Here is a 13342-nt window from a genome sequence, read left to right as displayed (position 1 = left end):
TCCGGCTTCCCAGAGTCAAAAGACGGCAGTCTCCTTATCTGAATATAAAGAAAAGCTAAAGTTCGGCTTGAGAGGCAAAAAGGAAGAATCCTCCGAAGACGAGGGTTTGACTTTGGGAGCGAACGGACTTCCCTTTGAGACGGCTTATTGGAGGGACATCTACGGATCCGGAACCGACGTAGACGCCACCTTCAACGCAAAAGAGCACGCGCGTTATGCGAAATCGATATTCAATCTTATGGAGATCAACGTAAATTCCATCGCAGACTTCGGTTTCGGGAAGGGGATTCTCCTGAAAGAGATGGTGAAAATCTTCAAACCCGGAAGAGTTCTAGCGATCGATCCATCGGAGCAGATGCTCGACGAATTGATCGCGCAAAAATGGATCCGCGCCTGGAATATCTCCGTCTTAAACACAACCGTTCAGGAATTGGATCTGTCTTATTTTGTTCATCTTCCTTTCGATCTCGGGATCTGCAACTCGGTGGTTCAATACATTGAAGGCGATCTCAAGCCCGTCTTCGAAAAACTTCATAAAATCGTAAAGTATCTCTACTTTTCCGTCCCCACAAAAGACGACTATATAAGAATGAAGAAAGAAATCCACTTTGAGGATCCTTACGCTTTTGTGAGAACTAAAAAACAATATATGAAAATGATCGAACCGTATTTTAGAAGAGTCGGTTACAATCTTTTAGAAAGCCGTCTCGTGGGCGACTCCCGCTTTTCGGATCAATTGTTCAAAGATGATTGAGTTTTTGTCCTCAATCGTTATGCACTTTATACAAATATAATATATTTTTATTCTTTTAATTATAATATAAATTTAGTCAAAAATTCCGAGTCCTCTTTTTCCCAACGGGAACGTAACGTAGATCGCTGTTTCCTCAATCTCTTCTCGATCTGATCGCATTTTAAGATCGGTCGATCCAAATCCGTCTTCAGTTTTTTATATTAATCCCTATCTTCCTTCGTTTTTTCTTCGCTACTCTTTTTATCGAATGAATTTTTATATCGATAAAAACGTTCTTTTCGAAGGATCAATTCTAACAAATTGGAAAAGTCTTCGACAATCTCCTTTTTGTGAAATTCTAAAATTTCTTTGTAAATTGAATTCAAACTGTCATTATTTTTATATTTAGGATGTTTTCCTAATCTCGTGGAAGCGGTCTCGGAAAGGTCTATAAGGGCAAGACGGCCCTTTTCAATATCAATTGTGTTTTCCGAATATATCGCATACAAGAGATATGTCTCGATTAGGTGTATATAAAAATTCTCTAGATAGAAAGTTTCTTTTGAAATCCCAAAGTGTCTGCATATTTTAGAAATAGTACGAGATGCTTTGGAATGATTTCATATTTTGATTTTTTCCGAATATATCGTCGAGAATCCGTCGCCATATATTACTCCTCAGGTTGAATGCTTTATCATTTCCGTCAACCGAGGTCGTTAGTTTCACAATTTTTATGGTTGTTCATTCCTTTGTCTCCATGATCAGCGCTCTAGATTCTTTGCTCTGGGGGATAGGTTGGGAGTAGGTCTATTGTCGGATCGGTGGTCTTTTTCAAGTGCAGATGAAATTTGGAGCGCGATTCAGCGATGTCATCGCAATATTCCGGCGTACAATAACTTCAAAAAACGAACTTTGCCTTGAGAAACTCGTTTCCGTTATACGCAAATTTCGGCCGAAAATCGTACGACTCAGAAAAGTAACCGTATCTTTTGAAAAATTCATTTGACAAAACTAAGTTAGTAAACTAACTTAGTTTTATACCAAACAAATTCAAACTTCGCTTGGTAAATAAAGGAGATTTTTTATGTTTCGAAAGTTTTTCAAAACAGTAGTAGTTAAGATAAAAGCATATTTCAGGATATTGCTTTTAGCGGTTCTATCCATGGGAGTGCCGCTCACAACGGTTTCTGCAGGAGCGCTCGAGGTGGACGCTGCCCATTCAAAAGTTGAATTCACTGTGCCTCATATGGTCATTGCATCCGTAACCGGAAGATTTGATAAGTTTGAAGGTACATCAAAATTCGATGAAAAGACAGGCCGGCTCACCGATCTGGTCGTCAAAATCAAGACCGATTCAATAAACACAAATGATGAAAAGAGAAACGGCCACTTAAAAAGCCCGGATTTCTTTGATGCAGAAAAAAATCCTGCAATTACGTTTGCCGGTTCCGGGTCGGTTGTATTAAGACCAGGCGTGCCCACAAAATTGTCTGGAACCCTGACGCTACGCGGCATATCCAAACAGATCGGTCTCACCGTGACTTACAAGGGTTCAGTGAAAGATCCGTCCGGTGCTCTCAAATATGTATTCGAGGCCAATACGAAAATCAATCGTAAAGATTTTGGCATCATCTGGAATAAGCCGCTGGACAATGGGGGAGTTCTGATTGGAGAAGATGTGAAAATTCAGATAGCAGTTGAGGCAAACCCAACGTCCTAACCCCGATTGCTAAATAGTAAAAAACCCTATTGACCGATCCGGACGAAAAAAAAGCTGGATCGGATTTTATCTTAAGTTTGTAATTCGGTGTATTTTCCAAAATTAGTTGACAAATTATAAGTCAGTTAACTGACTAAATTATCCGACAAGCAGACACAATCTCGATTCCGCTTCTAAAGGAGAAGTTTATGTTTCAACAGTTTTTTCAGACAAATGATGATCTGACTCTGACTATTCTGCGTGTAGTCCTCGCTATTGTGATGTTTCCTCACGGAGCACAAAAACTCGTAGGATGGTTCGGAGGATATGGTTTCAAAGGAACCATGGGGTATCTCACCGGCGCAGTCGGTGTTCCCTATTTGTTCAGCGTTCTTGTGATATTGATTGAGTTTTTCGGCAGTATCGCACTTTTCGCAGGTTTTCTGACGCGGGGTGCTGCTTTTGGAATTGCAATCGTTATGCTCGGAGCTATACTAACTTCCCATTTAAAAACCGGGTTTTTCATGAACTGGGGTGGAAATCAGGAAGGGGAAGGATTTGAATTTCATATTTTGGCAATCGGAATGGCCGTGCCTATTATTCTTTTCGGCTCGGGAAGATGGTCGGTAGATTCGTTTCTTGTCGGAGTTTTGTAGATTGCTCATTGATTATATATAGGAGGCTTAAGTCGAATGGCTCACGAAAAAATAACCGAAGCGGTGCGCAGGCTAGGCGTTCGTTTTCCAATTATTCAAGGTCCATTTGGCGGCGGCCTTTCTACTGCTCGTTTAGCGGCAGCCGTATCGAATTTGGGCGGGTTAGGATCCTACGGCGCACATAGTCTGGCACCGTCGGATCTAGGGCCTTTAGTGAACGAAATCCGGTCGTTGACCCCGCATCCTTTTGCTGTCAACCTTTGGGTGTCCGACCATGACCAGGGCGGTCTGGAATTGAACGAAGCAGAATTCGATAGGGTTTTCAAAATTTTTGAACCTTATTATCGAGAATTCGGAATTCAAAGACCGGAACATCCCGCTCATTTTCATCATTCATTTGAGGAGCAATTCGAAGCGCTTATAGAAGCAAATCCGCCGGTCTTTAGTTTTGTTTTCGGTGTTCCACGACCTGCGATTCTTGCGGAATGCAGACGGCGTGGAATCGTTACGATCGGTACTGCAACGTCAATCGCTGAGGCCCGAATGCTTGACGAAGCCGGTGTTGATCTTATAGTAGCCACTGGATTTGAAGCAGGCGGACACCGGACGTCATTTTTGAAACCGGCAGAGGATTCGCTCATGGGAACATTTGTACTCACTCAGTTAGTATCTGATCGTGTAAAGACGCCGGTGATCGCCGCCGGCGGGATTGCGGATGCGCGAGGATTACGTGCCGCGCTATCGCTCGGCGCGCAGATGGTCCAGATAGGAACTGCTTTTCTTGCGTGCGAAGAATCCGGAACGACGCCTGAACATCGTGCGATGTTATTTAGCGACAAGGCCGAACAGACTACATTAACACGGTCGTTCACGGGACGGTTAGCGCGAGGAATCAGCAATCGTTGGACTGAAGATATGATAGCTCGCAGCAAGGAACTCCCGCCATTCCCTATTCAAAGTTGGTTCATGTCATATCTAAAATCAGCCATGATAAAGACGGGACGAACGGATGTATTACCTCTTTATGGAGGACAAATCGCTCCCAATCTTCGTCATCGGACGGCACCAGCACTGATGGAATCGATTCTTGAGCGGTTATAAAATTAGGACGATCCTTTGAAAATAAGACGGAAAACCAAAAAAATTATAACAAAGAAAAAAGACGGAGCCGGTAGTCGCGACTCCGCCGCGGCGAAATCAGTAAAAGCGCCTGCGGCGAAGCGGTTACGACTGCTGCAATCTGCCGTAAAATTAGTCTATCAGCAAGGCTTCGACAAAACCACGTTAGCCGACATTGCAGCGGACTCAAAAATTCCTTTAGGCAATGTTTATTATTATTTCAAAACAAAAGACGCTATCGGAAATGCTCTGATCGAACAACATGTTCTGGACTATCGCGCCTTCCGGAATGAATGGGATAAAGATCCGGATCCGAAAAACCGGCTATTGTCTTTCATCCAGATGATGCAAGACAATAGTGAACAGCTTGCTTTGAGCGGTTGCCCGATGGGAACTCTGTGTAGCGAACTGCAAAAACAGGGCGGACCGCTTGCACAAAAAGGGAGCCAGCTCTTCAGTGAATTCCTCGTCTGGATCGAAGCTCAATTTCGGGCAATAGGGCAGGAAGCTGAGTCAGGTAATCTGGCTGTACATCTGCTTTCCGTACTAGAAGGCTCAACTCTGCTCACGCATAGTTTCCGCGATCCGACTTACATCATAAGGGAAGCCAATTGGCTTCGGGAATGGGTAAGAACAATGTCCCCCAGGCAGGGAAAATCCAAGAAGGATAACAAATAAATGATTCATCGCAAATATCGTGATCTGTTATTCGCCATTTTCATGGGCTTCGTAATGGTTTTCGTTATATCATTTGCAAATGCAGCTATAAAAAATGGAATGAATTCCGGTTTTTTTGAGGCCTGGTTAGCCGGTTTTTACATCGGATATCCGATTGCTATTCCCTTGATTTTGATCCTTCCCAAAAGAATAAACCGTCTTATCGAAAAACTGACTACGGATGAAAAATAGCCCGATGAATTATCCCGAACGAAACATCGGGGAATGCGGTTTTTACTTATAGCTTATTCGATGATGTTCGAATCTGAAGTTAAAGAGCCTACTCTTAATTTAATTCTTTCGTGAGAGAAATCCATAAGAAAAACGATATTTCCCGCGAAATGGATTTTATTTTTTTATTTGTTGGATCACGATTCAAAAACCATTTTTCAGCCGACTTGCTGAGTTTTCTTAAAATATCAAAATCAGAAACTGAGAATTCAGTTATACCAAATCGCGAGTTTTGTTCGCCGGCTTTTAGAATATCGAGCGCTTGTTTATTATCCTAACGGTTTTTTGAGCGTCTGCGGGAGGTGGAATAAAGGTATTTGCGGTTACAATTGAGTGATCATTGTTGTAGGGACAACTCTTATTCTTAAATCTCTTAGGCGTTCCTCGGCAAAAACTCCGCTGATGAATAACCTATTTAAAAGTATAAGGATTTGTCCCAAAACTGGGACAGGTTCTTGCAGCTTGATCTTTCCGACAAAATAAAATAAGGTCTAGGACGCGCTGTAAATAATCTTTTATAAAGCGAATTCAATGATTCTTCACCGGAGGAAAATTCAAAAAATCAAAATTCGTGAAAAAACCAAAAAGGTTTTGAAATATTTTTTTAAACTCATGCCAATGCGAACGCGACCTTTTATCCATTCAATTGTTATGGAATCATCTTCCGGAGAATTGATTTCTAAGGTTGGCGATTTTATATTATACATTTTTTGTATAATTATTTTAGAGCAGGTTATAGTTTTTACAAATATATTCAGTTCCTTTTCGGTATATGCAAAGATTCTCATAAATCAATCGGAGGAGGTCAATACCTGAGAATCCAATTTGTTTGGATTTCGGTCTGAACGAGTAAGAGGTTTTAATAAGAGAAGAAAATGATTGGGATCAAACAACCGCTATAAGAAGCTTGTAAAGAGCATAAATAGGTTTTGAAATTGGATTCACCGTGCAGGCTTCGGTGTAAGAACGTTTTTATCTATAATAAAAACGCTCGTATAAGCTCGGCAAATTATTATAACGTTTCAAAAACATTCAAATCGTTATAATAATTGAATCGGTTCGCCGCTAGGAAAAAGATACTTATCCGATCTCCAGCAATAATTTGTCGAGTTCCAGGCAGAGTGGAATCCAGCCTTCGGCCGCACCGGACTCGAGTTCGCGTATTTCGGACGAAGCATATTTGAATACGTGAGTGAGGAGAGTTCCATCGCCTTCCGTTGTGAAGGTGCGTGATTCGACGGTCGCATCGGGATTTTCCGGACCATCCGGATTGAATGCCGACATGTCCGTCGCATAATTCTCGTTATTCGCTACTTTCTCAGGTACAATCACTTCTAGGAATTTTCCGTAAATTCCCATTTTGACTCCTTTTGAGTCGGCAAAGACATACAGGTATTTGCCGCCGACTTTAAGATCGGCCTCGCAACTTTCCAGCCTCCAGCCTTCGGGACCGGTCAGCCATCGACGTATCAGTTCCGGCTTGGTAAAACAATCGAATACCAATTTACGGGGCGCTGCGAAATAACGCGTAAGTACGACTTCCGTTTCGCCTCTAAGTTCTATCTTCACTTCTTTTTGATTCGTTTTCATTTTTGTTGGTCTCCTTGAGTTTGTATCGTTTGTAATTCTACAAGCAGCGTATCGAGCACTTGGTACCGCTTTTCCCACATCTGACGGTATTTCTCAATCCAATCGGTCGCTTTTTTAAGGGGTGCGGTCTCGAGCCTACGCGGCCGTTCCTGTGCGCGGACGGTTGTCGAGATGAGGCCGGCCTGTTCGAGAATTTTGAGGTGCCGCGAGATCGCGGGCTGACTCATTTTGAAAGGTTTAGCCAACTCCATGACCGTCATTTCGCCTTTCGCAAGGCGCATAAGGATCGCACGACGGGTGGAATCCGCGAGCGCCGCAAAGGTAACGTCAAGATTTTGCATTTATATATACTTATATAATCATATAGTTATATAAAAAATGAGTCAATCATTTTATTTATCTTTGTCCGCACTTTGGATAGAATATGAAGAAAATTATACGCCACAAAGGTTTGCTCGCGCATACGCCTTAGCGGCATCCGTCTTTATTTGTAATTGAAGAACGATTCATTGTGGGCCGAAATCGCGGTAAGCTGAACATTCAGATAGAAAATTGAATCTTTTGGCCGATTCCTGTTTTGTAATCCTTATACAAAAGTGAAAGGAACTAATCGATCCAGTAGTTTCAATCGTCTCGGCATTAACATCAAATTCTAATGAGATTGATGAAGTTTATAAATTGATTTTATCGTTTGCTGAAATTCCGAATATGGAATCGAAAATTCCGTTCCTTTTCTTTACGTAACCGGTTTTTTGAATCTCAAACTTTGGAATTCTGTATGTCCTTTCTTTCCAACGAAGACTAACGGTGTCCGCACTTTTGTGGATCTCATCTACTAAGAACGCATGGTCAGTTTGAGAAGAAGCTGGAAAGAGAAAGGCGCTTCCGACCAGAGCAAAGAGACAATAACGTCTCTAAATAGTTTCCCTGTGTGTTTGTCAATTTATCCTTCGATCGGCAATTCGAAATTGCATCATTTTTGTAAATAGGATAAAGAATTTGTTTCAAGACAACTGTCCTTAGTACATTTTTTCACACTGAAGAATTTATGTACTAAGAGTTGTCGCTTGTTCCTTAGTACAAAGTTATTTATAATTCAAAATTTTCTTTAAAGAGTGAAAATTCAAAAAATATTTCCTAGTTCGCCACAAGTTTTTAAAAGTGTCAATTTGGTATCATTACCTAGGCTTTTCTGTTTTTAGAAGATCTTAGCGAAACGGTTACTTTGATACAAATAGAACTGGAGTTTTTGGATGAAATCACGCGCTCCGCGAATCATTTTCTTAGTATTTGTTATTCTTTTTGTTCTTAACTTTTCCTTTCTCCAATCGATTCAAAGTTTTTTTTCTTTGGCGCTTCCTTCGGAGGAATCTTCCATGCCACAAGCGATACCAAAACTTAGCGTAGATTCTTTTGGGAAGTCCTCTTTTTCGTTTCCAATATCCGTTCCTCCGGGTGCGGGCGATATTGTACCTAAACTTTCCGTTCGCTATAGCTCCTCTTCATCAAATGGTATTTTAGGTAAGGGATTCTCTCTCGAAGGTCTTCCTACGGTTCAAGTTAATCCTAATTTCGGTTATTTCGAAAACGGTTCCCGCTTTATCTCCTCTATCGGCGGAGAGCTTTTGTCCGATTCCAGCGGTTCGTTTTTTTCTAAGTTTCAACCTTCTCTTAAAATTTCCCGTTTGTCCGGCGGGGCTTGGAAGTTCGAAGAGAAAGACGGTAAGGTCTACTTGTTCGGAACTTCGATCGATTCTAAAATTTTAGCGCAAGCCCCGGATTCAGGGAAAGTAGTTACTTGGGGTTTAAAGAGCGTTCGCGATTCTTTCGGTAACGGTTACGACGTGTCCTACGATTCGGATGGTCTTTCCAAGGGCCTTTTGCTGCCTTCGGAGATCGTCTATGTTCACGGCAATGCGCGTATTTCTTTCGGTTATTCGAACGAGGCTTCGGGTTTTTCTTCGATTCTTTTTTTTTTCCAACGTAAAACAATATCATTCGAAGGTTCTTTCGAGTATCGACGTCTTTGCACGGGACGAGTTCGGTTCCGAATCGAACGTCGATTCGTATTCTTTCGATTATATTTATGACGATACTTCCCGTTTACTGAAAACGATTCGTCGATCCAATTTCGATCCTTTGACTTTTTCTTATACCGATCATTCCGATGTTTCCCTTTCTGCTCCGAGTTTCAATCGTTCGATTTCAAACGGGTTTGCTTTGACTTTCCGTGCGATTCAAGAAGGTCTTCAAGGCGCGTTTGACAACGGCGTGATTGCCTGCGCCTGTACTTCGAACGCGGGTTGTATGGCTTCGGTCGGTCCTTGGGCGATTTTGATTTGCGGTTGGGCGACTCAGAATATTTGGGACGTTCATTCGAACGGCGTCGAGACTTCTTTTGCCGGCGCGCTTGACGTTACGGGCGACGGTATCGCCGAATACGTTCGTGTTCTCGGTTCCAAGGACAATCAACATTTTTACGTGACGGATCTTCAATCCGCGGGCGACGCTCTGAATTCTTCTTTGCCTATCGATTCGAGTCCTCTCGGCAACGTTTTGAATCTTACTAGCAGGGGAAGAATTTTTCCCGGTGATTTTAACGGGGACGGCAAAGCGGATTTTTTACTTTTTGAAAAACCGGGCGTTCCTTTTCGAATTTTTTGGGGGCCCGATTTTCACGATTCCGGTACGAACGTGACGGCCTTCGTTCCTCAATCGCAAGATAAGAGAGGCCGGCATTTCATCGCAGATATGAACGGAGACGGTCTTTCCGACTTGGTCCAGGCGAACGTCAGTTTAGGTTTGGACGTTTTTCTTTCGGACGGGAGTTCTCTTAATTTCGCTCAGACTCTTTCTTTCTCCGACTTCGGTTTAGAGTTTCAACTTTTCGCGGATTTGGATCGCAACGGGATCCCCGATTTTGTCCGTATGGAAGGTTTGCTCGGTTCCAGAAGATTGATCGTTTCCTTTCTTTCTTTGGATCCGATTTCCAATTCTTTGTCGGTGGTCGGCAGTACATCCTTGAACGAGAGTTCTTCCTTCGGCGGTAGTTTCGGTTCTTCCGGGAATCGTTTTTTTGCGGACACGAACGGGGACGGTTTTTTGGATTTTGTTTCGATGAGTTCGGGTTCGTTTCCTTTTTTCGGAACTTTTATTCATCAATACCATTTCAACGGGAAGGATTTTCAATCCGAGAATATCGGACAATTCGTAAACGACGTCCCCCTTTCCTCCGAGATCGGGAATCCTTTTTTACCCGGCTCCTACGGTTACGCCGATTACGATATCAACTACGACGGTCGTATGGATCGCGTTACGCGAAACGGCGAGACCGGTTATCTCGTTGAAATTCTTAAATCGGACGGTTCTTTCTCTTCTCCAATTTCGGTGATGCCTAATCAAGATACGATGGTCGATTTGGACGAGGACGGTCAAGACGACAAGATTCGAGTCGGGTATTTCTTTTTTATCGTTCAGATTCAGGTTCGTTTTGCTCCGAATGATCGTCTTGTTTGGAACGATATCGACAACAATCGTATGGCGATCCCGACCCCGACCCCCGAGGAGACCGCTTCTCTTTCCGATTTGGGTTATTCGAATTGGAAAAACAAAATCGATTTTTCCGATCTCAATCGGGACGGTAAGGCCGATCTGGTTTTCTTTCAGAACGGCAGGATCAACGTTCGTTTGGCTGGTTTGAGTTCTTCCGGTTCGGTTTCGTTTCCTTTGACCTCGGACTTTTCGTGGGCTTCCGGCGGTTTTTTGCAGTCTTTGGATTTTAACGGGGACGGCGTTACGGAATTGATCGGCGTGAGTTCCAGTCCTCAGAAGTATTCGGATTGGACTCCGAGTCCGAATCCCGCTTTGCCTTCCATTCTTGTGAGACAGGTTCCTTTCGCTTCGAATTCCACTTTAGAAGTTCTTCGTTTCGAGCCTAAGATTCCGGACGGTCTGATCCAAAACATCTACCAAGGCACGGAATCTTCGTTTTTACAAGTTACAAAGATTGAATATGATTTGAAGAAGTCTCATCTCGCTTCTCAACCCGCTAGTCAGAGGATCAACGCGTCCGCAGTCGCTCCGGCTAAACCGAACGTTTTTCCTTTTTTGGCTCCCGAATCGGTCGTGAAGTCGATCTCTTCCTTCGGCTGGGACGGTTCCGCGGAGTTTTTAATTTCTAAGACGGATTTCACCTTTAGTACTCCGAGGTTTTTCCGCGGACCCTTGCGCAAGTCTTCGCTTCTCGGTTACGAATCCGTTTCTTCTTTTGATTCGATCACCGGCACGGATACGGTTCGGTTTTTTAGTTCTTCGGATCCGGATCTCGCGGGTGTGGAAACTTCTTTGTCCGTGAGCAAGGCGGGGGTTCCTATTCATTCGAGTTCTTACGTTTATTCCAAATCGGTTTTCCCGAACGGTTCGGTCTGGATTCGTCCGGTTTCCTCCTCAGAAGCGATTTTTCGTTCGGGTGTTCTTCTGCAATCGGTGAGTACTTCCCTCCTTTACGACGCGAACTTTAACCAAACGGGTAAGTCCTCCACGATCGACGGTGTTACTGTTTCCGATCTTACGTCCTTCGATTCCGCGTCCTTTCTTTTAAAACCGCAGTTCAATGAAAGTCTAAAAGGCGGTCAAGTGATCGCGAGAAAAGAATTCGATTTTTCCGGTAATTCGATTTCGAGGGTTCGCGAAAAGTTGGACGGCAGCGTTTTTTCCGAATCTCAGTTTCTTTCCTTCGATTCTTTCGGAAATCCCACTCAGGTTCGGGACGCTAGAGGGAATGTTTCGACGATCGAATACGATTCGGTCGTTCATAAATTTCCGATTCGGATCACCAATTCCTTCGGCCACGTTTCGGAAAAAACTTTCGATCTGAGGAGAGGTTTGGAACTTTCGAGCAAGGACGCGAACGGAAATATTACGGAAACTAAATATGATTCCTTTGGGAGAGTCGTCGCGGTTAAAGCTCCGGGCTCCTCCGATTGGACAAAGACGATCGAATATTCCAATTCGGGCAGTCTTGTCAACGCTCGGGCCAAGACCACGGTTTACGCCGACGCAGATTCCGTTTCCTGGTCGGAGGAGATCGTAAATTTAAAGGAAGGTTTGACCGTAAAGCGGGGAAGTCTTTTGGACGGTCTTGTTTTGACCGAAGCGACTTACAAGGATCAGGCGGGTAAGGTCTTGAGAAAGATAGAACCTTATTTGGAAGGTCAAGAGATTTTGTGCGTGAAAGATTACTTCTACGACGATAATCAGGATCTGATCAAGATCGTTTCCAACGAAGGGACGGAGACTTCGATTTCGTATAACGGGAATACTACGACTACGGTTTCCAAATCCGGTTCCACCATTCTTTCCACTTCGGTCGAGGTCAAAAACGGTTTCGGTCAGACGATCAGCAAAACGACGAACGGTAAAACGATCGGTTACGAATACACTCCCAAAGGCAACGTTTCCAAAATCATCGATCCCGAAAACGGTCAGACTTCGATCGGTTATAATTTTGCGGGAATGCGGACTTCGCTTAACAATGTCAACTCGGGTTTGATTTCCTACGATTACGATTCTTCCGGTAATCTGATCGAAGAACGTCATGCGAACGGTTCGAGGATCGTTTTTACTTACGATTCTTTGGGAAGAATTTTGAGTAAGAGAGCCGATTCTTCCAGTGGAACTTCGGTTCACAGTTACGAATACGATCTTCCTTCTTCTCCCAACGGCGTGGGCCGTTTGTCGAAAGTGACGGACGAATTGGGAACCACGGAATTTGCATACGATTCCAGAGGGAATCAAACCGTTATCAAAAAGACGATTTTTAGAGAAGACAATTTGGTTTTGCTCGTGGAGAAGAAATTCAATTTTCTGAATCAAGTTACAGAAGTGGTTTATCCGGAAGGGACGAAGATCAATCACAAATATTCGCAATCCGGTTATTTGAACGGAATCACGCTGACTCCGGGCGACGGCTCCGCAGGAGAACATCCTCTTGTATCGTATCGCGGCCCCGTGATCGAAGGAAATCGGGTGAAGATCATTCGAGAATTAGGAAACGGCGTTTGGACGGATATCTACGTAGACAAGTTGACGAAGCGGGCATTAGAAACTGTGACGAAGATAGGAACGAACGTCTATGAAAACGTTGCGTATTCGTACGACGAGAAAGGAAATTTTTCGCAGATAGAAGACAAGTTGAACGGAAGCCGAACGCAGAACTTTACGTATGATTCTTCGAATCGCCTTGTTTCCGCTATGGGTAAATACGGAACCGAAGATTATATCTACAGTGATACCGGGAAGTTACTCAAAAAAGGAGACAGAACCTTCAGCTACGGAGATCCGAGTCACGCGAACGCAGTGACACACGTGAGCAGCGCAGGATATCTCGGAGATTACTCGTATGACGGCTCGGGGAATATGATATCACGAAACGGAGCTGTTCTTACGTATGACGGGTTTCAAAAGCTGCGCAGAATGGACACGGTGGAACAAGGCACGATCGAGTATGAATATGACTTTAGCGGAAGCCGAGTGATTAAGAACCGGTTGCAGGACGCAAGTAAGGTTATCAGCTTGGGAGGAATGTATGAGATTTCG

Annotated in this window: 8 protein-coding genes and 1 pseudogene; 7 read left to right on the top strand and 2 right to left on the bottom strand. The window is 43.6% G+C overall.

What is annotated here, in order from left to right:
* Positions 1–67 precede the first annotated feature (67 nt).
* The 6 genes from CH376_RS16880 (at position 68) to CH376_RS16850 (ending at position 5116) form a co-directional block, all read left to right on the top strand.
* Positions 68–754, top strand: a complete 687-nt coding sequence (locus CH376_RS16880; RefSeq protein WP_100786181.1) for a class I SAM-dependent methyltransferase — start codon at positions 68–70, stop codon at positions 752–754.
* 1063 nt (positions 755–1817) lie between these two features.
* On the top strand, positions 1818–2453 hold the full coding sequence (locus tag CH376_RS16870; RefSeq protein WP_243394742.1) for a YceI family protein: 636 nt from the start codon (positions 1818–1820) through the stop codon (positions 2451–2453).
* A 188-nt stretch (positions 2454–2641) separates the two neighbouring features.
* On the top strand, positions 2642–3088 hold the full coding sequence (locus CH376_RS16865) for a DoxX family protein (RefSeq protein ID WP_100786038.1): 447 nt from the start codon (positions 2642–2644) through the stop codon (positions 3086–3088).
* Positions 3089–3124: 36 nt separating this feature from the next.
* On the top strand, positions 3125–4189 hold the full coding sequence (locus CH376_RS16860) for an NAD(P)H-dependent flavin oxidoreductase (RefSeq protein WP_100786037.1): 1065 nt from the start codon (positions 3125–3127) through the stop codon (positions 4187–4189).
* Between the two features lie 15 nt (positions 4190–4204).
* Positions 4205–4885, top strand: coding sequence for a TetR/AcrR family transcriptional regulator (locus tag CH376_RS16855; RefSeq protein ID WP_100786036.1), 681 nt, complete (start codon positions 4205–4207; stop codon positions 4883–4885).
* The gene (locus CH376_RS16850; protein WP_100786035.1) at positions 4886–5116 is read left to right on the top strand and encodes a DUF2798 domain-containing protein; all 231 of its coding nucleotides are present in this window, start codon (positions 4886–4888) and stop codon (positions 5114–5116) included.
* Positions 5117–6235: 1119 nt separating this feature from the next.
* Here the strand turns inward: CH376_RS16850 and CH376_RS16840 are convergent.
* Both CH376_RS16840 and CH376_RS16835 read right to left on the bottom strand, forming a co-directional pair.
* Complete coding sequence (locus tag CH376_RS16840) at positions 6236–6745, bottom strand: SRPBCC domain-containing protein (protein ID WP_100786033.1); 510 nt, start codon at positions 6743–6745, stop codon at positions 6236–6238.
* Complete coding sequence (locus CH376_RS16835) at positions 6742–7086, bottom strand: ArsR/SmtB family transcription factor (protein ID WP_100786032.1); 345 nt, start codon at positions 7084–7086, stop codon at positions 6742–6744. Before CH376_RS16835 ends, CH376_RS16840 begins: the two co-directional genes overlap by 4 nt.
* 1047 nt (positions 7087–8133) lie before the next feature.
* Here CH376_RS16835 and CH376_RS16830 point away from each other — a divergent pair.
* Positions 8134–13342: pseudogene (locus tag CH376_RS16830) on the top strand (SpvB/TcaC N-terminal domain-containing protein); the annotation flags it as partial.

The sequence above is a fragment of the Leptospira adleri genome, from assembly GCF_002811985.1.
In the GTDB taxonomy this organism is placed as follows: domain Bacteria; phylum Spirochaetota; class Leptospiria; order Leptospirales; family Leptospiraceae; genus Leptospira; species Leptospira adleri.
The sequence above is the reverse complement of the archived record's forward strand: the minus strand, read 5'-3'. Positions and strand labels throughout refer to the sequence as shown.

Coding starts and splice junctions, on each gene's coding strand:
- CH376_RS16870 (WP_243394742.1), top strand. CDS start 1,818: ATGTTTCGAAAGTTTTTCAAAACAGTAGTAGTTAAGATAAAAGCATAT.
- CH376_RS16865 (WP_100786038.1), top strand. CDS start 2,642: ATGTTTCAACAGTTTTTTCAGACAAATGATGATCTGACTCTGACTATT.
- CH376_RS16860 (WP_100786037.1), top strand. CDS start 3,125: ATGGCTCACGAAAAAATAACCGAAGCGGTGCGCAGGCTAGGCGTTCGT.
- CH376_RS16850 (WP_100786035.1), top strand. CDS start 4,886: ATGATTCATCGCAAATATCGTGATCTGTTATTCGCCATTTTCATGGGC.
- CH376_RS16840 (WP_100786033.1), bottom strand. CDS start 6,745: ATGAAAACGAATCAAAAAGAAGTGAAGATAGAACTTAGAGGCGAAACG.
- CH376_RS16835 (WP_100786032.1), bottom strand. CDS start 7,086: ATGCAAAATCTTGACGTTACCTTTGCGGCGCTCGCGGATTCCACCCGT.